At 68.0% G+C, this 24,677-nt stretch carries 22 protein-coding genes; 15 read left to right on the forward strand and 7 right to left on the reverse strand.

Going from position 1 to position 24,677, the window contains the following annotated elements:
* Nucleotides 1–314 precede the first annotated feature (314 nt).
* From dapB to F7Q96_RS05655, 8 genes are all read left to right on the forward strand, one after another.
* Nucleotides 315–1,112, forward strand: coding sequence for a 4-hydroxy-tetrahydrodipicolinate reductase (gene dapB, locus F7Q96_RS05620; protein ID WP_053822507.1), 798 nt, complete (start codon nt 315–317; stop codon nt 1,110–1,112).
* Nucleotides 1,113–1,349: 237 nt separating this feature from the next.
* A complete protein-coding gene (leuS, locus tag F7Q96_RS05625) occupies nt 1,350–3,974 on the forward strand; it encodes a leucine--tRNA ligase (protein ID WP_053822506.1) in 2,625 nt (874 codons plus the stop codon).
* Between the two features lie 62 nt (nt 3,975–4,036).
* A complete protein-coding gene (locus F7Q96_RS05630; protein WP_006579735.1) occupies nt 4,037–4,543 on the forward strand; it encodes an LPS-assembly lipoprotein LptE in 507 nt (168 codons plus the stop codon).
* 77 nt (nt 4,544–4,620) lie between these two features.
* Nucleotides 4,621–5,676 carry a DNA polymerase III subunit delta gene (holA, locus tag F7Q96_RS05635; RefSeq protein WP_053822505.1) on the forward strand — a complete coding sequence of 352 codons (1,056 nt, stop codon included), beginning with the start codon at nt 4,621–4,623 and terminating at the stop codon, nt 5,674–5,676.
* Between the two features lie 119 nt (nt 5,677–5,795).
* Nucleotides 5,796–7,076 (forward strand): glutamate-5-semialdehyde dehydrogenase, encoded by a 1,281-nt coding sequence (locus F7Q96_RS05640; RefSeq protein WP_053822504.1) that lies wholly within the window; start codon nt 5,796–5,798, stop codon nt 7,074–7,076.
* Between the two features lie 24 nt (nt 7,077–7,100).
* Entirely contained in the window at nt 7,101–7,523 is a 423-nt protein-coding gene (locus F7Q96_RS05645; protein ID WP_053822503.1) for a CopD family protein, read from the forward strand.
* A gap of 39 nt (nt 7,524–7,562) precedes the next feature.
* A complete protein-coding gene (locus tag F7Q96_RS05650) occupies nt 7,563–8,168 on the forward strand; it encodes a 2-hydroxychromene-2-carboxylate isomerase (RefSeq protein ID WP_053822502.1) in 606 nt (201 codons plus the stop codon).
* 144 nt (nt 8,169–8,312) lie between these two features.
* Nucleotides 8,313–9,578, forward strand: a complete 1,266-nt coding sequence (locus F7Q96_RS05655) for a THUMP domain-containing class I SAM-dependent RNA methyltransferase (RefSeq protein ID WP_053822501.1) — start codon at nt 8,313–8,315, stop codon at nt 9,576–9,578.
* A gap of 27 nt (nt 9,579–9,605) precedes the next feature.
* On the opposite strand, the gene F7Q96_RS05660 is transcribed toward F7Q96_RS05655, so the two are convergent.
* The 6 genes from F7Q96_RS05660 to F7Q96_RS05685 form a co-directional block, all read right to left on the reverse strand.
* Nucleotides 9,606–10,643 (reverse strand): response regulator, encoded by a 1,038-nt coding sequence (locus F7Q96_RS05660; protein WP_053822500.1) that lies wholly within the window; start codon nt 10,641–10,643, stop codon nt 9,606–9,608.
* A 190-nt stretch (nt 10,644–10,833) separates the two neighbouring features.
* Complete coding sequence (locus tag F7Q96_RS05665) at nt 10,834–12,297, reverse strand: NAD(P)(+) transhydrogenase (Re/Si-specific) subunit beta (RefSeq protein WP_053822499.1); 1,464 nt, start codon at nt 12,295–12,297, stop codon at nt 10,834–10,836.
* Complete coding sequence (locus tag F7Q96_RS05670) at nt 12,294–12,626, reverse strand: NAD(P) transhydrogenase subunit alpha part 2 (RefSeq protein WP_053822498.1); 333 nt, start codon at nt 12,624–12,626, stop codon at nt 12,294–12,296. The genes F7Q96_RS05665 and F7Q96_RS05670 overlap by 4 nt, the downstream gene beginning before the upstream one ends.
* 68 nt (nt 12,627–12,694) lie before the next feature.
* Nucleotides 12,695–13,750, reverse strand: a complete 1,056-nt coding sequence (locus F7Q96_RS05675) for an HAD family hydrolase (protein WP_249041651.1) — start codon at nt 13,748–13,750, stop codon at nt 12,695–12,697.
* Between the two features lie 121 nt (nt 13,751–13,871).
* Complete coding sequence (panD, locus tag F7Q96_RS05680) at nt 13,872–14,234, reverse strand: aspartate 1-decarboxylase (protein ID WP_006577190.1); 363 nt, start codon at nt 14,232–14,234, stop codon at nt 13,872–13,874.
* A 160-nt stretch (nt 14,235–14,394) separates the two neighbouring features.
* Nucleotides 14,395–15,516 (reverse strand): Re/Si-specific NAD(P)(+) transhydrogenase subunit alpha, encoded by a 1,122-nt coding sequence (locus F7Q96_RS05685; RefSeq protein ID WP_053822496.1) that lies wholly within the window; start codon nt 15,514–15,516, stop codon nt 14,395–14,397.
* Nucleotides 15,517–15,783: 267 nt separating this feature from the next.
* On the opposite strand from F7Q96_RS05685, the gene F7Q96_RS05690 reads away from it, so the two are divergent.
* The 3 genes from F7Q96_RS05690 to F7Q96_RS05700 all read left to right on the forward strand — a co-directional run bounded on the left by F7Q96_RS05690 (nt 15,784) and on the right by F7Q96_RS05700 (nt 19,622).
* A complete protein-coding gene (locus F7Q96_RS05690) occupies nt 15,784–16,287 on the forward strand; it encodes an NUDIX hydrolase (RefSeq protein WP_170265882.1) in 504 nt (167 codons plus the stop codon).
* The gene (mnmA, locus tag F7Q96_RS05695) at nt 16,284–17,420 is read left to right on the forward strand and encodes a tRNA 2-thiouridine(34) synthase MnmA (protein WP_257720531.1); all 1,137 of its coding nucleotides are present in this window, start codon (nt 16,284–16,286) and stop codon (nt 17,418–17,420) included. Before F7Q96_RS05690 ends, mnmA begins: the two co-directional genes overlap by 4 nt.
* A gap of 234 nt (nt 17,421–17,654) precedes the next feature.
* Nucleotides 17,655–19,622, forward strand: a complete 1,968-nt coding sequence (locus F7Q96_RS05700; RefSeq protein WP_144425833.1) for a hypothetical protein — start codon at nt 17,655–17,657, stop codon at nt 19,620–19,622.
* A gap of 19 nt (nt 19,623–19,641) precedes the next feature.
* On the opposite strand, the gene F7Q96_RS05705 is transcribed toward F7Q96_RS05700, so the two are convergent.
* Nucleotides 19,642–20,256: a glutathione S-transferase family protein gene (locus F7Q96_RS05705; protein WP_053822493.1), complete on the reverse strand. Its 615-nt coding sequence runs from the start codon at nt 20,254–20,256 to the stop codon at nt 19,642–19,644.
* A gap of 417 nt (nt 20,257–20,673) precedes the next feature.
* Here F7Q96_RS05705 and purB point away from each other — a divergent pair, with 417 nt between their 5' ends.
* The 4 genes from purB (at nt 20,674) to F7Q96_RS05725 (ending at nt 24,534) form a co-directional block, all read left to right on the forward strand.
* The gene (gene purB / locus F7Q96_RS05710) at nt 20,674–22,065 is read left to right on the forward strand and encodes an adenylosuccinate lyase (RefSeq protein ID WP_053822492.1); all 1,392 of its coding nucleotides are present in this window, start codon (nt 20,674–20,676) and stop codon (nt 22,063–22,065) included.
* A gap of 593 nt (nt 22,066–22,658) precedes the next feature.
* Nucleotides 22,659–23,207, forward strand: a complete 549-nt coding sequence (locus F7Q96_RS05715; RefSeq protein ID WP_053822491.1) for a cytochrome b — start codon at nt 22,659–22,661, stop codon at nt 23,205–23,207.
* A gap of 65 nt (nt 23,208–23,272) precedes the next feature.
* Nucleotides 23,273–23,845, forward strand: coding sequence for a YceI family protein (locus F7Q96_RS05720; protein ID WP_053822490.1), 573 nt, complete (start codon nt 23,273–23,275; stop codon nt 23,843–23,845).
* A 98-nt stretch (nt 23,846–23,943) separates the two neighbouring features.
* Nucleotides 23,944–24,534: a YceI family protein gene (locus tag F7Q96_RS05725; protein WP_053822489.1), complete on the forward strand. Its 591-nt coding sequence runs from the start codon at nt 23,944–23,946 to the stop codon at nt 24,532–24,534.
* Nucleotides 24,535–24,677: the final 143 nt, after the last annotated feature.

Raw genomic sequence — 24,677 nt, forward strand, 5'->3', positions numbered from 1 at the left:
CACAGCCGCAGGCGCAGGCGCAGCCGTCCGCCTCGGCGCCCGAAGCCGCGGCCGCGCCAGCCGGTGCGGCGCCGTCGCAGCCCGCCGGCGAGCCGGCCAGCGAGCGCGCCGCCAGCGCCGGTCCCGCCTACACCCTCAAATAAGATAAGCAGCAGGGGCGCGGACCTTCGCCCAGTCGCCCATGCCGTGGCATCGGCGCCGCGGCGCGCGTGGCCCAATCACGCTGCGCCGGGCGCCGTTCCAGTCTTGTTGTCCTGTCATTCGCTGTCATCCGCTGTTATTCGCCTGATTTCTTTCCGGGGAACCGACTCGCCATGAAACTCGCTATTGCCGGCGCCTCCGGCCGCATGGGCCGCATGTTGATCGAATATGTGCTGGACGCCGAGGGCGTGACGCTGGCCGGCGCGCTCGACGTGCCAGGCGCGGCCGCGCTGGGGCAGGACGCGGGCCTGTTTCTCGGCCGCCAAACCGGTGTCACGATCACCTCGGACATCGAGGCCGCCCTGTCCAGTGCCGACTGCCTGATCGACTTCACCCGTCCCGAAGGCACGCTGGCCCACGTGCAGGTGGCGCGTCGGCTCGGCGTCAAGATGGTGATCGGCACCACCGGCTTCGACGAGGCCGGCAAGGCGGCTCTGGCAGAGGCCGCGCAGTCGATTGGCGTGGTCTTCGCCGCCAATATGAGTGTCGGCGTCAACGCGACCTTCAAGCTGCTGGAGGTCGCGGCGAAGATGCTGTCCTCCGGCTACGACATCGAGATCATCGAGGCGCACCATCGGCACAAGGTGGACGCGCCCTCGGGCACCGCGCTGAAGATGGGCGAGGTCATCGCCGAGGCGCTCGGCCGCGACCTGAAGACCTGCGGCGTGTTCGCGCGCGAGGGACATACCGGCGCGCGAGATCCGAACTCGATCGGCTTTGCCACGGTGCGCGGCGGCGATATCGTCGGCGACCACACGGTGCTGTTCGCCGGCATCGGCGAGCGCATCGAGATCACCCACAAATCCTCGAGCCGCCAGTCGTATGCCGATGGCGCGGTGCGGGCCGCCCGCTTCCTGGCGGACAAGCCCAACGGGATGTTCGACATGCAGGACGTGCTGGGCCTGAAGTAAGCCCCTCGGGGCGGCATTGCCGTCGTCCCCGCGAAAGCGGGGACCAGCCGCCGGATTGTGCCGGCAGGATTGCAAACGTCGCTGGGTCCCGCCTGGGCGGGACGACAAGTGCGCCGTTTCCGCAGGCCACCGCCGGTTATAATCGGCGTTTCCCGCACGCCGCAACGGCCGGCGTGCCTTCAACCGCTGCCAGATTCCACATCGCCGATGCGCCGCGCGCGCACCGCTGTCCCAACCATGCAAGACAAATACCTCCCCGCCGAAGTCGAAGAATCCGCCCGCCAGCACTGGCAAGCCATCGATGCCTATCGCGTCGACGAGCACGCGGTGGGCCCCGACGGCAAGGAGAAGCCCAAGTTCTATGCCTGTTCGATGCTGCCGTATCCGTCGGGCAAGCTCCATATGGGCCACGTGCGCAACTACACGATCAACGACGTGATGGCGCGCTACCTGCGCATGAACGGCCATAACGTGCTGATGCCGATGGGCTGGGACGCCTTCGGCATGCCGGCCGAGAACGCCGCGATCAACAACCGCGTGGCGCCGGCGGCCTGGACCTACGACAACATCGCGTACATGAAGAAGCAGATGGCGTCCATGGGTCTGGCAATCGACTGGTCGCGCGAGGTCGCCACCTGCGATCCGAACTACTACCGCTGGAACCAGTGGCTGTTCCTGAAGATGCTCGAGAAGGGCATCGCCTATCGCAAGACCGGCACCGTCAACTGGGATCCGGTCGACCAGACCGTGCTGGCCAACGAGCAGGTGATCGACGGCCGCGGCTGGCGCTCCGGCGCGGTGGTCGAGAAGCGCGAGATCCCGATGTATTACCTCGGCATCACGCAGTACGCCGAGGAGCTGCTGGGCGAGCTGGAGGGCCTGGGCTGGCCCGAGCGCGTCAAGGTGATGCAGCAGAACTGGATCGGCAAGAGCGAGGGCGTGCGCTTCGCCTTCCCGCACGCGATCGTCGGCGACGACGGTGAGCTGATCGGCGGCGGCAAGCTGTACGTGTTCACCACGCGCGCCGACACCATCATGGGCGTGACCTTCTGCGCGGTCGCCGCCGAGCACCCGCTGGCCACGCACGCCGCCTCGACCAATCCGGAACTGGCCGCCTTCATCGACGAGTGCAAGCGCGGCTCGGTGATGGAAGCCGACATGGCGACCATGGAAAAGAAGGGCATGCCGACCGGACTGAAGGTCGTGCACCCGCTGACCGGCGAGCCGGTCGACGTCTGGGTCGGCAACTACGTGCTGATGAGCTACGGCGACGGCGCGGTGATGGGCGTGCCCGCGCACGACGAGCGCGACTTCGCCTTTGCGCGCAAGTACGGCCTGCCGATCAGGCAGGTCATCGACGTGGACGGCCAGCCGTTCTCGACCGAGGCCTGGCAGGACTGGTACGCCGACAAGGAACATGGCCGCTGCATCCATAGCGGCCGCTACGACGGCCTGCACCATCGCGCCGCGGTCGATGCGATCGCCGCCGACCTGGCCGCCAAGGGCCTGGGCGAGAAGAAGGTGACCTGGCGCCTGCGCGACTGGGGCATTTCGCGCCAGCGCTACTGGGGCACGCCGATCCCGCTGATCCATTGCGACAGCTGCGGCGTGGTGCCGGTGCCCGAGCAGGACCTGCCGGTGGTGCTGCCCGAGGACCTGGTGCCGGACGGCAGCGGCAATCCGCTCGCGAAGGACCCGCGCTTCCTCGAATGCACCTGCCCGTCCTGCGGCAAGCCGGCCCGGCGCGAGACCGACACGATGGATACGTTCATCGACTCGTGCTGGTACTACATGCGCTATACGTGCCCGGACGCGGCCACGATGGTCGACGGGCGCAACGATTACTGGATGCCGATGGATCAGTACATCGGCGGCATCGAACACGCGATCCTGCACCTGCTGTATGCGCGCTTCTGGACCAAGGTGATGCGCGACCTGGGCCTGGTCAAGTTCGGCGAGCCGTTCACCAACCTGCTGACGCAGGGCATGGTGCTGAACGAGACCTACTATCGCGAGGACGCCAGCGGCAAGAAGCACTGGTTCGATCCGGCCGACGTCGACGTGAAGACCGACGAGCGCGGCCGACCGGTCGGCGCCACGCTGAAGGCCGACGGCCAGCCGGTCGAGATCGGCGGCGTCGAAAAGATGTCGAAGTCCAAGAACAACGGCATCGACCCGCAGGCACTGATCGACCAGTACGGCGCCGACACCGCGCGCCTGTTCACGATGTTCGCCGCGCCGCCCGAGCAGCAGCTCGAGTGGAGCAGCTCGGGCGTCGAGGGCGCGTCGCGCTTCCTGCGCCGCGTCTGGGCCTATGGCCAGGCCAATGCCGAGGCGATCCGGGCGGCCGGCGCCGGCGGTGAAGCCGTCGACGCGGACCGCGCGCTGCGCCGCGAGGTGCATGGCGTGCTGCGCCAGGCCAACTACGACTACCAGCGTATCCAGTACAACACCGTGGTGTCCGCCGCGATGAAGATGCTGAACGCACTGGAAGACGCCAAGTCGGCTTCGCCGGCGGCGCGCCGCGAGGGCTTCGGCATCCTGCTGCGCGTGCTGTACCCGGTGGTGCCGCACATTACCCACGTGCTGTGGCAGGAGCTGGGCTACGCCACCGCGTATGGCGATCTGCTCGATGCGCCGTGGCCGCAGGTCGACGAGGCGGCGCTGGTGCAGAGCGAGATCGAGCTGGTGCTGCAGGTCAACGGCAAGGTGCGCGGCAGCCTGACGGTGCCGGCCGACGCCGACCGCGCCGCGATCGAAGCGATGGCCGCCGCCAGCGAGACCGTCGCCAAGTTCGCTGCCGGTGCCGCGCCGAAGAAGATCGTGGTGGTGCCCGGCCGCCTGGTCAATGTGGTGATCTGAGGCGGGCCGTCCCGCAAGGCATCCCGCCGCCGCGCCATCGTCCCAATCAAAGGAATCGCGCCATGACTAGACCGAACCCGAATCGCCGCGCCGTGCTGGCTGCGCTGCTGGCCGCCGGTGCGCTGGCCGGCTGCGGCTTCCATTTGCGCGGCAGCTCGGACTTCGCCTTCAAGCGGCTGTATGTCGGCATCCCGAAGAACTCGCTGATGGGTGCGGAACTGACCCGCGCGATCCAGGGCGGCTCCGACACCATCGTCGTCACCGACCCGAAGCAGGCCGACGCGCTGCTCGACGTGCTGGAGGACACCCGCACGCGGACCGTGCTGTCGATCACGACGGCCGGCGTGGTGCGCGAATACCGGCTGACGCAGCGCTTCACGTTCCGGCTGCGCGATGCCGCCGGCCGCGAGATGATCGCGCCGTCGCAGATGGTGCTGTTCCGCGACCTGACCTACAACGAGGCCAACGCGCTGGCCAAGGGCTACGAGGAAGAGCAGCTCTATCGCGACATGCAGCGCGACATCGTGCAGCAGCTGATGCGCCGGCTCGCCGCCGCCAAGCCGGCCTGAGGCCGCGCATGGCGCGATCGCAAGCACGACCGGCACGATAGGCAAGACAGACAAGTCACGCGGACACGGCCCAGCGGATGCAGCTCAAGCTCGACGCTCTCGACGGTCACCTGCGCCAGGCACAGACGCGTGGCCTGGCGCCGCTGTACGTGGTGCACGGCGACGAGCATCTGCTGGTGCTCGAGGCGGTCGATCGTCTGCGCCAGGCCGCGCGCGAGGCAGGCTACAGCGAGCGCGACGTGCTGGTGTCCGAGCGCGGCTTCCAGTGGAGCCAGTTGCTGGAGGCGCAGCAATCGATGTCGCTGTTCGGCGACCGCAAGATCGTCGAGCTGCGCATTCCGTCGGGCAAGCCCGGCAAGGAAGGCGGCGAGGTGCTGCGCGCGGTGGCGGCGCAGCTGGCGGGCGCCCAGTCCGCGTCCGATCTGGTGATGCTGATCACGCTGCCGCGGCTGGACTTCGCCGCGTCGAAATCGGCGTGGTTCCAGGCGCTCGAAGGCGCCGGCGTCTCGATCAAGGTCGACAACGTCGATCGCACGCGGCTGCCGGCCTGGGTCGGCGAGCGGCTGGCGTTGCAGAACCAGCGTGTGGAACCGGGCGAACCGGGCCGCCGCGCGCTGCAGTTCATCGCGGACAAGGTCGAAGGCAACCTGCTGGCCGCGCATCAGGAAATCCAGAAGCTCGGCCTGCTGTACCCGGCCGGCGTGCTGACCTTCGACCAGGTCCACGACGCGGTGCTCAATGTCGCGCGCTACGACGTCTTCAAGCTGTCGGAGGCGATGCTGGGCGGCGACGTGCCGCGGCTGGTGCGGATGCTGGAAGGACTGCGCGGCGAGGGCGAGGCCACGGTGCTGGTGCTGTGGGCGCTGACCGAGGAAATTCGCGTATTATCCAAGGTCCGGCAGGGGCTGGCCGGCGGCAAGCCGATGGGCGTGCTGACCCGCGAGCTGCGCATCTGGGGACCGCGCGAGAAGCTGGTGCCGCAGGCCGCGCAGCGGCTGTCCACCGAGCGCCTCGAAGCCGCGCTGGCGATGGCCGCGAAGCTGGACCGGCAGACCAAGGGACTGCGCGTCGACGGCATGCCGGCCGAGCCGTGGGACGGTCTGCTGCAGCTGGCGCTGATGATCGCGCGCTGATCGGCCGCCGATCCAACCCTGGGCTGCGGCCGAGCGCCGCCGGAACCCGCGACGCCGCGCCGCCCGCAGCGCGGGCCGCCAAATACAAGATTGCCAGGCCGCACCGACCGGCCCCCGATATGAACGAGCTCGACCTCTACCAGTACATGGACCGCGTCGGCCGCCAGGCCCGCGCCGCGTCGCGCGCGATGGCGCGCGCATCGACCGCCGACAAGAACCGCGCGCTGCTGACCATCGCCGCCGCGATCCGCCGCGACGCCGAGCAGTTGAAGGCCGTCAATGCGCGCGATGTCGAGCGTGCCCGCGCCAACGGCCAGGACGCCGCCTTCGTCGACCGGCTGACCCTGTCGGACAAGGCCATCGCGACGATGGCCGCGGGCCTGGAGCAGATCGCCGCGCTGCCCGATCCGATCGGCGAGATCGGCAACATGAAATACCGGCCGACCGGCATCCAGGTCGGCCAGATGCGTGTGCCGCTCGGCGTGATCGGCATCATCTACGAGTCGCGTCCCAATGTGACGATCGACGCCGCGGCGCTGTGCCTGAAGTCTGGAAACGCGACCATCCTGCGCGGCGGTTCGGAAGCGATCGAATCGAACACCGCGCTGGCCAGACTGGTCGCCGAAGGGCTGGCCGAAGCCGGTCTGCCGGCCGAGGCGGTGCAGGTCATCGAGACCACCGACCGCGCCGCGGTCGGCCGGCTGATCACGATGACCGAATATGTCGACGTGATCGTGCCGCGCGGCGGCAAGAGCCTGATCGCGCGGCTGATGGAAGAGGCGCGCGTGCCGATGATCAAGCATCTGGACGGCATCTGCCACGTCTACGTCGACGGCGACGCCGACCTCGACAAGGCCGTGCGCATCTGCGACAACGCCAAGACGCAGCGCTACGCGCCGTGCAACACGATGGAAACGCTGCTGGTCGCCGAATCGATCGCCGCGCGCGTGCTGCCGCCGCTGTGCACGATCTACCAGCAGAAGGGCGTGGAGCTGCGGGTCTGCCCGGCCACGCGCGCCACGCTGGAAGCGGCCGGCATCAAAGGCCTGGTCGATGCGACCGAGGAAGACTGGCGCCTCGAATACCTGGCGCCGGTGCTGGCGATCCGCACGGTGTCTGGCCTGGACGAGGCGATCGCCCATATCAATACCTACGGCTCGGCCCATACCGATTCGATCGTCACCGAGAACTATTCGGCCGGCATGCGTTTCCTGCGCGAGGTCGATTCGGCCAGCGTGATGATCAACGCGTCGACCCGTTTTGCGGACGGCTTCGAATACGGCCTCGGCGCGGAGATCGGCATCTCGAACGACAAGCTGCACGCACGCGGCCCGGTCGGCCTCGAAGGGCTGACCTCGCTGAAGTACGTGGTGTTCGGCCACGGCGAGATTCGCACGTAAATCGCCGCGTCATACGGATCGCCGATGCTCTGGGTCAAATCGCTGCATATCGTCTTCGTCGTCTCCTGGTTCGCCGGGCTGTTCTATCTGCCGCGCATCTTCGTCAATCTGGCGATGGAGACCGATCCCGCCGCGGTGGCGCGGCTGCTGGCGATGGCGCGCAAGCTGCTGCGCTTCATGACGATGCTGGCGATCCCCGCGCTGGCGTTCGGCCTGTGGCTCTATCTGGGCTATGGCATCGGGCTCGGCCCGGGGCAGGGCTGGATGCATGCCAAGCTGGCGCTGGTGCTGGTGCTGCTCGGCTATCACCATGGCTGCGCGGTGCTGCTGCGCAAGTTCGAGGCCGGCCGCAATACCCGCTCGCACCGCTTCTACCGCTGGTTCAACGAACTGCCGGTGCTGGTGCTGCTGGCGATCGTGGTGCTGGTGGTGGTCAAGCCATTCTGATGCCGTATTTCTCCGCCTGAACCTGTCCCCGAGGATCCGATGAGCAAGCAGATCGACTACTACTTCTCGCCGCAGTCGCCGTACGTCTATCTCGGCCATGCGCGCTTTACCGAGATCGCGGCCCGTCATGGCGCCCAGGTCAATCTGAAGCCGTGCGACCTGGGCAAGGTGTTCGCGACCTCGGGCGGTCTGCCGCTGGCCCAGCGGCCGCCGCAGCGCCAGGCCTACCGGCTGATCGAACTGGCGCGCTGGCGCGACTACCTCGGCGTGCCGCTCAATCTGGAGCCGAAGTACTTTCCGGTCTCGGGCGACGCCGCCAGCCGGCTGATCATCGCGGCGCGGCTGGCCCATGGCACCGCGCGCGCGATGGCGCTGCTGGGCGCGATCGGACACGCGCTGTGGGCGCAGGAGCGTAATATCGCCGATGCCGCCACGCTGGCCGAGCTGGCCGACCGCCTGGACTTCGATGGCGCGGCGCTGCTCAAGGCCAGCGAAGGGCAGGGGGTGCAGGAGGAATACGCGCGCCATACGCAGGACGCGATTTCGGCCGGCGTGTTCGGCGCGCCATGGTATGTCTACGACGGCCAGCCGTACTGGGGCCAGGACCGGCTGGACTTCCTCGACCGCGCGCTGGCGGCCGCCTGAGGCGATCCCTGCCGGCCCGGGCCGGCGCCGGCGCCCCCGTCCGCCACGGCGGACGTTTTTGTTTGAAGCGGCTTGTGCCGCCGTTTCGCCTGCTGTTTGTTTGACCTGTCGCGACCCCATTCGACCTTTTGCCGGACCGCTGTAATGACCCAAGCCTTCTTCGCCCCCTGCCCGCGCGGCCTCGAGAGCGCGCTCGCCGATGAGCTGCGCGAGATCGCCGTGCGGCCCGATGTCGACGCCCTGGCGCCGTTCGACGTCCATCGCGAGGTGCCGGGCGGCGTCAGCTTTTCCGGCGACATGGCGGCCGCGTACGCGGTCAACCTGCATTCGCGCATCGCCAGCCGCGTGCTGCTGCGGGTCGCCGCTCGCGGGTACCGGCACGAGGACGACATCTACGAGCTGGCGCGCGCGCAGCGCTGGGACCAGTGGTTCGGTCCGGACGAGACCATCAAGATCGAACTGACCGCGCACCGCTCGCCGCTGCGCAGCCTGAACTTCACCGCGCTGCGGGTCAAGGACGGCGTCTGCGACGCGATGCGGGAGCGTCTGGGCGCGCGGCCCAGCGTCGACACCGCCAGCCCCGACGTACGGATCTACGCGCACCTGACCGAGCACGACTGCACGCTGTACCTGGACACCACCGGCGAGCCGCTGTTCAAGCGCGGCTGGCGCATGGAGAAGGGAGAGGCGCCGCTGAAGGAGAATCTGGCCGCAGGCATCCTGCGGCTGGCCGGCTGGACGCCGGGCAAGACCGCGCGGCCCTTCTACGATCCGATGTGCGGCAGCGGCACGTTCCTGGTCGAGGCCGCGCAGGTCGCGCTGGGCCTCGCCCCCGGCGCGGCACGCAGCTTTGCCTTCGAATGGCTCAAGGGAATCAACCTGAAGCCGTGGAAGGCGCTCAAGAGCGAGGCCCAGGCCGCGAGCCAGCGCGCTGCCGCGGCTGCAACGTCCGCGGCGGCGGACCTGGCCATTGCCGGCAGCGATATCTCGACCGACATGCTGGCGATGGCGAGCGCCAACTGGCGGCGTGCCGGCTTGCCGGGCGAGCTGCGCGCCAAGCAGGTCGATGCGCGGCACGTGCAGCCGCCGTTCGCGGAACCCGGCCTGTTGCTGCTGAACCCGCCCTATGGCGAGCGGATCGCGGTGCGCGGCCAGCGCCGGCCTGCATTCGACGAGGCGCCGGTGGACAGCGCCGAGGAAGACGCCGCCAACCAGTTCGCCAGCGCATTCGCGACGACGCTGAAGCAGCATTTTGCCGGCTGGGAAGCCTGGATCTTCACCGGCGACCTGTCGCTGCCGCGCCGGCTGCGGCTGAAGGAATCGCGGCGGGTGCCGCTCTACAACGGCAATATCGAATGCCGCCTGTTCCGCTTCGAGATGGTCAGGGGCGGCAATCGGGCGCAGCCGTAACGACGGGAGAGGGGAGCAACCGGGCGGTCAGCGCCCCGTCAGACTGCCTTCGTTGCGCTCGAATTCGGTCAGGAAGGTCTTGAAGCTGACTACCGGCTCGTCCAGCAGGTGGCGCGGCAGGTCGAACAGCGCGTACAGGAATTCCTCGCGGCCCTCGACGCGCTCGGCCGGCAGGCAGTATTGCTCCCAGTCGACGCAGGCCGGCGTGTACATGCCGTTGCCGGGCCAGAAGAACGGCACGATGCGGCCTTCGCGCAGGCCTTCGGTCAGCGCCGCCGGGGCGTCGTAGGCCTCGGCCGACTCGACCTGGCTCGCCAGGCTGGTGCGGGTCTCGATCACCATCAGCGTGGCCTGGCCCTGCGCCGTCAGCAGCAGGATGCCGGCCGGATTCGGGTACAGGTAGTACTCGACGAAACCGTAGCGCGCCGCCAGCTGGCGCACGCGCTCGGCCATCGCGGCATCGGACAGGAACGAGAACGAGTGCCGCGTCAGCAGGTCGCGCAGCGTGTGCGACAGCGTGGTGAAGTACTGCTGCTGCAGCGCGTCGATCTCCTGGTCCAGCCGCTCGACCATATTGCTGTCGTGCTTCTTGACGTAGCGGTCGATCAGCCCGTGGTTGAAGCCCTGCACCGCGACGCCCTCGTCGGCGGTGCCGGTCAGCAGGACGGTCTTGCACGGCAGGTCCTGCAGCGCGCGGCAGAACTCGAGCCCGTCCATCTGCGGCATCGAATAGTCGACCACGATCACGCCCGGCTGCACGAAGCGGTGAATGTCGTGGATCTGCCGGTGGATGCGGTCGATATCGAGCTGCACGGTGCGGCGCTCGGTCAGGAACGTCAGATCGTCGTGCGTGACGCGCACCGGCAGGAAGCCGGTGAAGCGCGTGGTGTACGCCTCCCGGATCCACTGCAGCGCCTCGCGCGGGTCGGTGAAGGCGACCACCGGGCGGGTCCGGTCCATCTGGAAGGCGAGGCTGTCCATGAACGAACGGCTGTCGTCGACCAGCACGGTCAGGATCGGATGTTGGAAGACCGGCAGATGCCTGTCCTGCGGATTGAATGTCATGTCGCGTGCGACCCCGGGAGGCGAGAAGCGGGTCCGGCTGCAGCGGGGAGCGCGGGGCCGGCGCCAGGGCCGCCATGGCCGGCGCAAGCCGGCCCCCGCGGCCGAGGGCCAGTATAGCGCGCCGGAGCGGGGGCGCAACCGGCCCTGCAGCAGGGCCGGCGGGACGGATCGGCGGGCCGGACCGCCCCGGTCAGGCGACCGCCTTGACCATGTCCTCGACCACCTTCTTGGCGTCGCCGAACACCATCATCGTCTTGTCCATGTAGAACAGCTCGTTGTCGAGCCCGGCGTAGCCGGCCGCCATCGAGCGCTTGTTGACGATGATGGTCTTGGCCTTGTAGGCCTCGAGGATCGGCATGCCGGCGATCGGCGAGTTCGGGTCGGTCTTGGCCGCCGGGTTGACCACGTCGTTGGCGCCGAGCACCAGCACCACGTCGGCCTGGCCGAACTCGCTGTTGATGTCTTCCATTTCGAAGACCTGGTCGTAAGGCACCTCGGCCTCGGCCAGCAGCACGTTCATATGACCCGGCATGCGGCCCGCGACCGGGTGGATCGCGTACTTCACCGTGACGCCTTTCTCCGACAGCATTTCGGTCAGCTCCTTCAGCGCATGCTGGGCGCGCGCCACCGCCAGGCCGTAGCCGGGCACGATGATCACGGTCTCCGCATTGCCCATCAGGAAGGCCGCGTCGTCCGGCGAGCCGGACTTGACGTTGCGCTGCGCCTGCGCGCCGGCGGCGGCCGCGCTGCCGGCCTCGCCGCCGAAGCCGCCCAGGATCACGTTGAAGAACGAGCGGTTCATCGCCCGGCACATGATGTACGACAGGATCGCGCCGGAGGAGCCGACCAGCGAGCCGGCGATGATCAGCATCGGGTTGTTCAGCGAGAAGCCGATGCCCGCCGCCGCCCAGCCCGAATACGAGTTCAGCATCGACACCACCACCGGCATGTCGGCGCCGCCGATCGGAATGATGATCAGCACGCCGAGCACGAAGGCGATTGCCAGCATGACCAGGAAGGGCATCCACTGCTGCGTCATGAAGAAGGCGATGCCGAAGCCGACCATCGCGACCGCCAGCCCCAGGTTCAGCCAGTGCTGGCCGGCGAATACCACCGGCGCGCCCTGGAACAGCCGGAACTTGTAGCGCCCGGCCAGCTTGCCGAAGGCGATCACCGAGCCCGAGAACGTGATGGCACCGACGAAGCAGCCGATGAACAGCTCGATGCGGTTGCCCAGCGGAATCTCGTGCGAGCCGGCCGCGGTGATGCCGAAGGCGGCCGGTTCCGCCACCGCCGCGATGGCGATGAAGACGGCCGCCAGGCCGATCAGCGAGTGCATCGCCGCGACCAGTTCCGGCATCTTGGTCATCTCGACCTTCTTCGCGACGTAGGCGCCGATGCCGCCGCCGACGACCAGCCCGGCCAGGATCAGGCCGAGTCCGGTGCCGATCGACGACTGGCCGATGCCGGCCGCCAGGAACTCGTTCTTCAGCTTGACGATCAGCGCGACCGTGGTCAGCGCCGCGATCGCCATGCCGATCATGCCGAAGGCGTTGCCGCGGCGCGCGGTGGCCGGATGCGAGAGCCCCTTCAAGGCCTGGATGAAGCAGACCGAGGCCACCAGGTAGAGCAGCGTGACGACGTTCATGCTCATTGCGCGCCCTCCTTGCTACCGGCCGGTGCCGACTTCTTCGGCTCCTTCTTCTTGAACATTTCCAGCATGCGCTGGGTCACCAGGAAGCCGCCGAACACGTTGACCGCGGCCAGGGCCACGGCGAGCGTGCCCATCGCACGGCCGACGCCGCCCTCGGTCAGCCCGGCGGCCAGCATCGCGCCGACGATGATGATCGCCGAGATCGCATTGGTGACCGCCATCAGCGGGGTATGCAGCGCCGGCGTGACCGTCCAGACCACGTGGTAGCCCACGTAGATCGCCAGCACGAAGATGATCAGGTTGATCACCGTGTGGTTCACCATCTCCATCGACTTCTCCTCCCGTTGCTTGAATTCGGTTATCCGCTTGCCTGCGCGGTTGCCCGCGCAGTTTCCAGCTATGGCGTGGCCGGCTTCGCCATTGGCTCGCCGGCCAGTGCCGGGGATGGCCGCCGTGCCGACGGCGCCACGAACACCCGCTCCCAGTCGCGCCGCATGCTGACCACGGTCCAGCGGTGCGCGGCGGCGGCCTTCAGCGACGCGCCATCCGGCTCCGTATAGGCCGACTCGCGCTGCGCGTCATCGTGCTCGATCAGCAGCTGGAACGACGGCCCACGCCGTCCCTGACTGTAGGCCAGCATCGCGATATCGCCGGCGCCGCCGACGTTGCCGGCCGCGAACACCGGCCGCTTGCCGATCTGCAGCGCGATATTGGCGGGTTTGTTCTCCTTGTCGTTGAAGCTGTCGACGCGCGGCTCGCGCCAGACCGCGTTGCCCTGCGCGGTCTGGCGAAAGCGCAGCGCCAGCCGGGAGCCGATCACCTGCTGTGGCGCGATGCCGTAGTAGTCCGCGGCGAACGCGCGCATGAAGTCGGCGGTCGAGCCCGCGCACAGCCAGGTCTGGTAGCCCTGCGCGCGCAGATGGCCGAGCAGCTCCATCATCGGCTGGTAGATGCCGTCGCGCAGCGGCGCGCTGTTGCGGGGATGGCGGGCGACGGCGAGAAAGCGCCGCGCCTCGTCCTGGAACGATTCGACCGCGGTGTTGCCGTACACGGCGTGCAGCAGCTGCAGCGCCGCGGTGTCGCCGCGCTGCAGATAGCCGCGCGGATCGGCGAGGAATTCGCGGTAGGGGCTTTGCGCGCCGAGCGCGGGATCGGCGTCGGTGCGCGCCCGCGCCAGATGGGCGACGAACAGCAGCTCGGCACGCGGGTCCTCGCGCCACAGCGTGCCGTCGTTGTCGAAGATGGCGATGCGGTCGGCCGGAGCGACGAAGTCGGGACCGCCGACGGTGGTGGTGTCGCGCACGAAGCGCAGGATCGCCTGCTTGGCGGGACCGTCGCGCCAGGAGGGCAGCGGGTCCGCCGCGGCGGTGGCCGGCGGGGCACCGCCGTCATGGGCGGCGGAGTCGGGGGCGGAAACGGGCGCCGAGGTGGGGGCGGAGGTGGGGGCCGACAAGCCCGCGCAGGCCGCGCAGCCCGCCGTCACGACAACGATCAGCCAGCGGCGCCATGCGCCAGGGCCACCGTTGGCATGCCGGGATTGCGGGCGAGACTGCCTGCGCGCGGCGATCATGGGATTACACCTTCTTGATTTCCTTGATGCGGTTGTTGTCGTCGACCAGCACGATCTTCGGCTTGTAGTCGGCCAGTTCCGCATCGCTCATCGGCGCGTAGGTGCAGATGATCAGGTGGTCGCCGAGATGGGCGCGGCGCGCGGCGGCGCCGTTCAGCGAGATCTCGCCGGTGCCGCGCTTGCCCTTGATGATGTAGGTCGAGAAACGTTCGCCATTGTTGACGTTGTAGAGCTCGATCTTCTCGTACTCCTTCATGTCCGCCGCGTCGAGCAGATCCTCGTCGATGCCGCACGACCCCTCGTAGTGCAGGTCGGCCTGCGTCACGGTGACGCGATGCAGCTTGGCGCGCAGAATGATGCGTTGCATGGTGTTGCTTTCCTTCGTTGATGCTGGCGCCGCGACGGCGCGAACGTGCGGCCGCGGCACCGTGAAAACGCGCCCGGGATGGGCGCGGGGTTGAAATCGATGGTGGAGGGTCGGCGCTGCCGGCGCGCCGGTCGCACCGGCAGCGCGGGCCGGCAGCCGTTCAGGCCGCCTGGCGGGCCAGCGCGCCGTCCCTGCTGATCAGGCAGGCCGCGACGATATCGTCTTCCGCGTTGATTGTCAGCTTGCCGTCCTTGTCGACGATCAGCTTGAGGAAGTCGAGCACGTTGCGCGCGTACAGCGCGGAGGCGTCGGCCGCGACCATGCTGGCCAGATTGGTGTAGCCGACCAGCGTCACGCCGTGGCGCTCGACCACCTCGTCGGCCACGGTCAGCGGGCAGTTGCCGCCTTGCGCGGCGGCCAGGTCGACCACCACCGAGCCCGGCTTCATCGCCTGCACGGTCTCTTCCTTCAGCAGCACCGGCGCACGGCGTCCAGGGATCAGCGCGGTCGTGATGACGATATCGGCCTGCTTCGCGCGCTCGTGCACCAGCGCGGCCTGGCGCTGCATCCAGCTTGCCGGCATCGGCCGCGCATAGCCGCCGACGCCCTGCGCGATCTCGCGCTCTTCGTCGGTCTCGAACGGCACGTCGAGAAACTTCGCGCCCAGCGATTCGATCTGTTCCTTGACCGCGGGCCGCACGTCGGAGGCCTCGATCACCGCGCCCAGCCGCTTGGCGGTCGCGATCGCCTGCAGGCCGGCCACGCCGGCGCCGAGAATCAGCACGCGCGCCGCCTTGACCGTACCGGCGGCGGTCATCAGCATCGGCATGAAGCGTTGGTAGTGGTTGGCCGCGACCAGCACGGCCTTGTAGCCGGCGATATTGGCCTGCGAGGACAGCACGTCCATGCTTTGCGCGCGCGTCGTGCGCGGCGCGGCTTCGAGCGCGAACGCGACGATGCCGGCGGCCGCCATGCGCGCGTTGTTGTCGGCGTCGAACGGGTCGAGCATGCCGACCAGCGCGGCGCCGGGGCGAATCTGCGTCAGTTCCTGCGGATCGGGCGCGCGTACCTTCAACACGAGTTCGGCGCCGAACGCGCGGGCGGCATCGACGATGCTGGCGCCGGCGGCCTCGTAGGCGGCGTCGGGACAGCTGGCGCGTACACCGGCACCGCTCTGCACGAGCACCTGATGGCCTTGGGCGACGTACTTCTTGACGGTCTCGGGGGTGGCGGCGACACGCGCTTCGCCGGCCCGTGTCTCCAGCGGGATACCGATCTGCATCGTCAGCTTCTCCTGTTGCGGTGCCGCTCCGCGCTACGGCCGGGCAGGCATCCGGGCTCGTTTATCGGCGCCGCCGTCCAGCGCGGCGCACAATTTTTCCGCAGCTTACAGGAATCCGACGGCAATTGGGGCGATTGGGAGCTTGGGGGCGAGCCGGGCGATGGGGGCGATCGAGGTGCGGTCCCGCGCCGGCCCCCGCGCGGTCCGCCGCGCTGCAGCGCCGCGCGCCTGCCGGTAAAATGCCGGATTGCCTAAAACTTGTGCATCATGTCCCAAGACTGGAAAACCAGCGTCACGGTGGCCGCCGTGATCGAGCGCGGCGGCCGCTTCCTGCTGGTCGAAGAAGAAACCCGCGACGGCCTGAAGCTGAATCAGCCGGCCGGCCATCTGGACCCGGGCGAGAGCCTGGTGCGCGCCGTGATCCGCGAAACGCTGGAGGAAACCGCGCACAGCTTCGAGCCGCGCGCGCTGCTCGGCTGCTATCTGGCCGGCTCGGTGACCTCGCCGACCGGCCAGCATCCCGAGGGCGACATCACCTATGTGCGCTTCGCGTTTACCGGCGATCTGGGTCCGCTCGACAGCGGCCGTCCGCTCGATACCGGCATCGTGCGCACCGTCTGGCTCAGCGCCGACGAGATCCGCGCCTGCCCGGAACGTCATCGCTCGCCGCTGGTGCTGGCCTGTGTCGAGGACTATCTGGCCGGAAAGCGCTTCGCGCTCGACGCGCTGTACACGCATCCGTCGGCGTTGATGCAGGGAGCGCTGCCATGAGCGCCGTCGCGAGCGCCGTCACTTCGGCCCGCCCCGAACTGAATCCCGGCATCGGCCGCGGCGAACGCGTCGTGGTCGGCATGTCGGGCGGGGTGGACTCGTCGGTCACCGCCTGGCTGCTGAAGCAGCAGGGCTACGAGGTCGTCGGCCTGTTCATGAAGAACTGGGAGGACGACGACGACAGCGAATACTGCTCGACGCGCCAGGACTGGCTCGACGTGGTGTCGGTGGCCGACCTGATCGGCGTCGACGTCGAGGCGGTCAACTTCGCCGCCGAGTACAAGGACCGCGTGTTCGCCGATTTCCTGCGGGAATATTCGGCCGGGCGCACGCCCAATCCCGACGTGCTGTGCAACGCCGAGATCAAGTTCAAGGCCTTCCTGGACCATGCGATGTCGCTGGGGGCCGAGCGCATCGCCACCGGCCACTATGCGCGCGTGCGGCAGGGCGAGCATGGCCGCTTCGAACTGCTGAAGGCGCTGGACCACACCAAGGACCAGAGCTACTTCCTGCATCGGCTCAATCAGGCGCAGCTGTCGCGCACGCTGTTTCCGCTGGGCGAGATCCCGAAGACGCAGGTGCGCGAGATCGCCGCCGAAATCGGCCTGCCGAACGCGAAGAAAAAGGATTCCACCGGCATCTGCTTTATTGGTGAACGTCCATTCCGGGATTTTCTGAATCGCTATCTGCCGACCAGGCCCGGGCCGATGAAGACCGCCGACGGCAAGGTCGTCGGCGAGCATATCGGCCTGGCCTTCTACACGCTGGGCCAGCGCAAGGGTATCGGGCTGGGCGGCAGCCGCGACGGCAGCGGCGACGCGTGGTACGTCGCGCGCAAGGACATGGCGTCCAACACGCTGTACGTGGTGCAGGGGCACGATCACCCGTGGCTGCTGTCGCCGACGCTGCGTGCCGCCGACCTGTCGTGGGTCGCCGGTGAAGCGCCGCGCGCGGGTAGCGCGCTGAGCGCCAAGACGCGCTATCGGCAGAGCGACGCGCCGTGCGTGGTCGATGCGGTCGATGGAGACGATCTGCGGCTGCGCTTCGACGAGGCGCAATGGGCCGTCACGCCGGGCCAATCGGCGGTGCTGTACGACGGCGAGGTGTGTCTCGGCGGGGGCATCATCCAGTAAGGGGCGCGTGGTCAGCGGCACGATGAACAAAAGCAGGCGGTAGAAGCGAAAGCGGGCGGAATTACGGCAAAGCGGGGGGCAGGGAGTTGGCGCACCATCCGCCTTCGTGCGGCGCCTGCGATGGTGCCCCGATGGCCCGTACGATGGCGCACGATAGTGCCCTGCGTCCGGGTTCCCGACTTCCCGAGCTCCGCGCGGCAAGGCGCCAAGCGACCTTGCCCATGTTTCCCTGCCATGCCCCTGAATCCGCCTGTTACTGGCCGTGCGCCTCCCGCGCCGTCCTTCCTGCCTGTCGCCGACCCGACCGCCTTTCCTGCCTCCCATCCCGCCAGCACCGGTGCGCTTGCCATCGCGCTGCCACCGGGACAGCCGGCGTCGTCTGCCAGCAAGGCCACCATCGACCTCGTTCCCTGCCATGTCTGGCAACAGGTGGCCGGCATGCTGCCACCGCGAACCCGCGCCAACCTGGCCCGCGTGTCGAAATCGATGCTGCAATCGCTACGCAGCACGGTGCATGCCGACAGACTGTTGCACCACGCGCGGCGAGCGTCGACGCCGTCCACGATCGCGCCGGTCCTGCGGGCGTGCAGTCCCGGGACGCACGCCTTGCCCGACCGGCATCGCGACAAACGGCAATGCCTGGCCCTGGCGCAGCCGCCCATTTCGATGTCGAGCCGGGCCGAGATCCTGACGACGCTGGCGCGAAGCGTGTTCCGGCTGCCCTATACCACGACCCGGGGCCAGCACGATACCGCCCAGGCGGTGCTGGGCCTGCCGGCATCCGTTCGCGCCAGGCCGCTTCGGCAACTGCTGGCCGCGGCGGGCCACCGGACCCGGTCCGAAGCCGATTCCGTGCGCGCCGTGTGGGACGAGTATGGCGTCTCGCCCGATGACCTGATGGTCTCGGTCATGGAGTTGCCGGCGAGCCAGCGCGGGCCGTCCCTGTGCGCCTATCTGCGGCTCTGCGCCGTTCCGATGTCCGAAGCGGCGCTGGCGCTGTGGATCGATGCTGGCCGGGCCCTGCCGCTCGAGCCGCGCGTGGATCTGCTGCTGACATTGCTGGAGCGCGTGCGTTGGCGTAGCGGCATGCCGGCGATTGCCGATCGCCATCTGCAACTGCTGCAAGCCAATGGCGAACTGGTCGATGCCAGGCAACGTCCGCTGTCGGCGCAAACGGCGCTGTTGCTCGAGCTGGTCAAGACGCTGGAGTGCGACCGTACCAACACCACCTTGGGACCTGGATTCCAGAGCGCGACATGGCCGACGGTGTGGAACGCCGTGCTGGATTCCACGCAGGCGCTGTCCGTCGAGGACCGGGCCGTTGTGATCAAGGCCATGGCCTGGGTAGCGAACGAATGGGCGCCGCCTGGGACGGCGGACCGTCTCCGTGCCGCCGCCGATGGGCTCTTGCCGACGGACCGGGAAGCGGTGGCGGCAGTGCTTCGGTATGTCGAGGGGGGTGGCCCTTCCCCGGCCGGGCCACCGGCGGCGATTTCCGAGTTCATGGCGTTCGTCAAGGCCATCCTGAACACCACCCGGGATGACGCCGTCATCCTGGAGCGCTACGCCGGTCTGCCGGAGGACGTCCAGCTGGCCGCCCAGGACAGCGCGAGGGTGACGGCATATCGGTGCGACCGCAACGTCGTGGTCTGGGGACCGCTGGCGGGCGCCATGCTGGCGCACACGACCAACGCGCGGCGTCATGCCGGGTCGCTCGATGCCGGGCTCGCCAAGGCATGGCGTTCGATGATGGTCGAAATGCGCGAACCGCCTCCGGAGTGGAGTCGCATCTGGCGGGACATCATCGCCGCGGCGCTGTCCCGAGTCGAGCCAACGCCGCGCGCCGAGGTCCTGGATGCGCTGGCGCTCAAGTTCAGGAAGATCGATGAACGCGCGTGGCTGCTGCAGCAGACCCGGACGCTGCCATCGACGCTGCAGGCGCAGGTCCTGTGCCGGCTGGCAATGTTCGATCTGCGCAAATGGAGCGGCGATCGAAAGGGTGTGCAACTTGCCGCCAAACCGCTATTGGAACAACTGATCGCCGCCACCGCGGCATTGCCCGGCCAGTATCAGGGTTTGCCGCTGCTCGCCCTGTGCGAGTTGCGCGCGCAGCCGACGCGGCATGCGGCGCTGCGAGACGTCTGGAAGCGCTTCGATGCGCTACGCTGGGCAGCGCCGCCCGAGGACAGGCGTTTCGACTGACCCTCGCGCGGGCGCCGGCTCAACCGCGTGGCGGCTCCGTATCGATGAACGACTGGCGCTTGCTGATCTTGTCGTGGAAGGCGACCAGGTTGGGATGGCGCTCGCGCCAGGCGATGTCCGGGAAGCGGAAGTCCAGATAGGACAGCGCGCAGCCGACCGCGACGTCGGCCAGCGAATAATGGTTGCCGGCGCACCAGGTGCGGTCGGCCAGGCCATTGGCCATCGCCACCAGCGCGCCGTCGATCTTGCCGAGCTGGCGGCGCACCCAGCGCTCGCTGCGCTCGCCCGGCTCGCGTTGGGTGTGTTCCAGCCGCGCCAGCAGCGCCGCGTCGAGCAGGCCGTCGGCCAGCGCCTCCCAGCAGCGCACTTCGAGACGCTCGCGGCTGCCCTGCGGGATCATGCGGCTGACGGGCGTCAGCGTATCGACGTACTCGACGATCACGCGCGAATCGAACACCGCGCCGCCGTCCTCCATCACCAGGCAGGGCACCTTGCCGAGGGGATTGAATTGACCGATCGCCGTGTCCGGCGACCACACGTCGACTTCCACCATCTGATAGTCGATCTTCTTCTCGGCCATCACCACGCGCACCTTGCGCGCGTAAGGGCTGGTCTGCGATGCGTACAGCTTCATGTTCTCCCCTTGAGCTCGTTATGAAGTGCATCGGGCGCTCCGCGTTGGAGCGGCTGGCCTCGCGCGCCGGCGGTGGCGCACGGGTCCGGTCTGCCTTGATGCACTTCGTAACAGGCCGCTGGCTCGGCGTGGCGAGTATAACCGCCCGGGAGGCCGATCCGGCACGGCGCCGGCGCCGAACCGGCACCTCGCGGGGCTGCCCGCAACACTGGCGACGATCGCGCGGCGCGGCGGGGAGGGCGGTGGTAAAATCGCGGCTTTCCAGCGCCGGCTGCCAGGCCGGCGCGCCGGTTCGCGCCGGATTGCGCAGGATCGTTCCCGGCTTTGTATGTGTTCGAGTACATAGGGGGTGCCAGCGCAGCGCGCCCGCCGACCGTTCCAGGTTTTCCTCTTCATTCCCTCCCGCCGTCTGCCAGCATGTCCGCTACCGCCTCCCCCGCCGCGCTCTCGCCGCTCACCGCCCTGTCCCCGATCGATGGCCGCTATGCCGCCAAGGCCGACCCGCTGCGCGAATGGCTGTCCGAGGCCGCCTTCATGCGCCACCGCGTCAAGGTCGAAGTCCATTGGCTGATTGCGCTGGCCCGCACCGGCCTGCCCGACATGCCGAAGTTCTCGGCGCAGTCGGAAGCCGCGCTGCTGGCGCTGGTCGAGCACTTCAGCGAAGCCGACGCGGCGCGGATCAAGGAGATCGAGGCGGTCACCAATCACGACGTCAAGGCGGTCGAGTACTGGATGAAGGAGCGCGTGCAGGACAACGCCGAGCTGGTGGCCGCCAGCGAATTCATCCACTTCGCCTGCACCTCCGAAGACATCAACAACACCTCGCACGGCATGATGCTCAAGGGCGCGCGCGACAGCGTGCTGGTGCCGACGCTGCGGCGCGTGCATGCGCGGCTGGTCGAACTGGCGCACGCCAACGCGCGCGAGCCGATGCTGTCGCGCACGCACGGCCAGCCGGCCAGCCCGACCACGCTGGGCAAGGAAATGGCCAACGTCGCCGCGCGCCTGGCCCGCGCGATCGAACGGATCGAGCGGGTCGAACTGCTCGGCAAGATGAACGGCGCGGTCGGCAACTACAACGCGCACCTGTCCGCCTATCCCGAGTTCGACTGGGAAGCGTTCTCGCGCGACGTCATCGAGAACCGGCTGGGCCTGGCCTTCAACCCGTACACGATCCAGATCGAGCCGCACGACTACATGGCCGAGCTGTTCGACGCGGTGGCCCGCGCCAACACCATCCTGCTGGACCTGGACCGCGACGTCTGGGGCTACATCTCGCTGGGCTACTTCAAGCAGAAGACCAAGGCCGGCGAGATCGGCTCGTCGACGATGCCGCACAAGGTCAACCCGATCGACTTCGAGAATTCCGAGGGCAATCTGGGCCTGGCCAACGCGCTGCTGCGCCACCTGTCGGAGAAGCTGCCCGTTTCGCGCTGGCAGCGCGACCTGACCGACTCGACGGTGCTGCGCAATATCGGCGTCGCCTTCGGCTACAGCCTGCTGGCCTACGAGGCCTGCCTGCGCGGCCTGGGCAAGCTCGAAACCAATCCGGAGCGGCTGGCCGAGGACCTGGACAATTGCTGGGAAGTGCTGGCCGAGCCGGTGCAGACCGTGATGCGCCGCCACGGCATCGCCAATCCCTATGAACAACTGAAGGAACTGACCCGCGGCAAGGGCATCTCGCGCGAGGCGCTGCGCACCTTCATCGAGGGCCTGGCAATTCCCGACGAGGCCAAGGCCCGGCTGCTCGAGATGACGCCGGGCAGCTATATCGGCCGGGCGGTCGAACTGGCGCAGCGGTTGAAGTAAGTCTTCGCGGCGCCGTCACGGTCTTGTGCCGGCGGGCGGGCGCCCAATGCCTCGAAGCCGTCCAACTGTGGGCGGCTTTTTCTTTGGAGCGCAGGCTGGCATCCTTCAAAACCGCTTCCCCGATTCACGAGGTTGAAACAGTATGCCCACCATGTTCTCCATCGAAACGTTGCATGTCCCCTTGCTTCGTCGTCGAGGGCGGCAAATCCTGTGTATCCCACCCCAGTTCCAACTTCCCGGTAACGAAGTAGTGGTGCGGCGAGCAGGCAACAAGCTGCTTGCCGAGCCCGTCTGAACTGCGTCGCTGTCTCAGCTTCTCGAGGAGTGGCAACCGCTCGAGGAATACTGGTCCGATGTCGACGACCTCCCGGCTGACCCTGTCAGTCTCTGAGCCCCGGTCAGAGTTTGAGTTTGTGATTTTTCCGGCTCAAGCGATTGCGCAAGTTCCCTGCGCCAGCGGCCAACGCCAGAGTATTCAAACGCTTTGAACGACTTGATGAAGTTCCGCCTTTCCGACGTCACTTTCCGGGCGCAATAATGCGAGAATCAATAGCGTTTGCCGAAAGAATAAAGACTGAAGCCGGATTTCCTCAATGCGTTCCAATACTCCCGCGCGCTATAGCGCGACCGCGATCGGCCTGCACTGGATCGTCGCGCTGCTGATCTTCGCTGCCTTCGGGCTCGGCCTTTACATGACCGATATCCCGGGCTTCACGCCGACCAAGCTGAAGCTGTACTCGTGGCACAAGTGGCTGGGCGTGACGGTGTTCGCGCTGGCGGTACTGCGGGTGCTGTGGCGGCTGACCCACGCCGCACCGGCGCCGGTGGCCGGCATGCCGGCCTGGCAGGCAGCCGCGGCCAAGGCCGCCCACGGGCTGCTCTATCTGCTGATCCTGGCGGTGCCGGTGACCGGTTACCTGTACAGCCAGGCCGCCGGCGTGCCGGTCGTCTACCTCGGGGTATGGCCGCTGCCGCAGCTGATCGAGCCGAATGATGCGCTGAAGGAGACGCTGAAGTTCGCCCACATCTGGCTGAACTACCTGATGGCCGCGATCGTCGTGCTGCATGCCGCCGCGGCGCTGAAGCACCATTGGCTGGACCGCGACGGCACGCTCGGCCGCATGCTGCCGTTCCTGCGCTGAGTCGGCCCGAGCCCGCCAGAATCGCCCCTGTTTAGCATTGACCGAATGAAACCGAGGAGCCCTCGATGAAACGTATTCCCCGTCCCGGTGCCTTGCTGCTGGCCGCGTCGCTGGCCTGCGCCGGCTTTGCCGCCAATCTCGCCGCCGCGCAGCTCGACGCCGGCAAGAGTTCGGTGACCGCGGTGGCGCGCCAGATCGGCGTGCCGATGGAAGGCAAGTTCAAGCGCTTTGCCGCCGCGGTGGACTTCGATCCGGCCAGGCTGGCCAGCTCCAGCGCCAAGGTCGAGATCGAGGTCGCCAGCTTCGAGATCGGCGACGCCACCACCACCAAGGAGGTCAAGGGCAAGGACTGGTTCGATGCCGCGCGCTTTCCGAAGGCGGTGTTCGAATCGACCGGCATCAAGCAGGCCGCGGCGGGCAAGTTCGATGTCGCCGGCAAGCTGACCATCAAGGGCAAGACCGTCGACGTGGTGGTGCCCGCGACCTATCGCCAGGAAGGCGCCAACCAGGTCTTCGAGGGCGTGCTGCCGATCAAGCGCAGCGTCTTCAATATCGGCGAGGGCGAATGGAAGGACACCTCGGTGGTCGCCGACGAAGTCCAGATCAAGTTCCGTCTGGTGACGGCCGCCAAGTCCTGAACCGAATCGCAACGTTCGAACCCAACCCACTCACCCACCCCGAACGATCGGATCGGACCGATCGAACGTATCCAACCCGACCGCTGACCGGAGAACCCATGAAACTGCGTACCGTCGCCGCCATCCTCGCCGCCGCCTCCGCCACCGCCTTCGCTGGCGTCGCCTCGGCTGCCGCCGTGACCTACAACCTCGATCCGACCCACACGTATCCGAGCTTCGAGGCCGATCACCTGGGCGGGCTGTCGAAGTGGCGCGGCAAGTTCGAAAAGTCCAGCGGCGTCGTCACGCTCGATCGGGCGGCCAGGACCGGCACGCTGGACATCAAGATCGACGCCGCATCGATCGACTTCGGCAACGGCAAGATGAACGAGCACGCCAAGAGCCCGGACATGTTCGACGTGCAGGCCTATCCCGAGGCCACCTACAAGGGCAAGTTCTCGAAGTTCGCCGGCGACGTGCCGACCGAGGTCGATGGCGTGCTGACGCTGCGCGGCGTGTCCAAGCCGGTCAAGCTCGAGATCCGCGAGTTCAAGTGCATCCAGCATCCGATGCTCAAGCGCGAGGCCTGCGGTGCCGACGCCTATGCCACCTTCAACCGAACCGACTTCGGCATCGACTACGGCGTCAAGATGGGCTTCAAGCCCGAGGTCAAGCTGGCGATCCAGGTCGAGGGCGTACGCGCCGACTGACGCCGCTGCCCCTGCCTGGGGCGCATCCGCATTGCCTGCGCATTGCCATTCGAGGGCCGGTCGATCCGGCCCTTTTTCATTGATGGCAACCCCTCCCGCGGTGGGGGGCATGTGCGGCCGCTCCCCCTCGTTGGGATGAGGGT

The organism is Cupriavidus gilardii (genome assembly GCF_008801915.1).
GTDB lineage: Bacteria > Pseudomonadota > Gammaproteobacteria > Burkholderiales > Burkholderiaceae > Cupriavidus > Cupriavidus gilardii.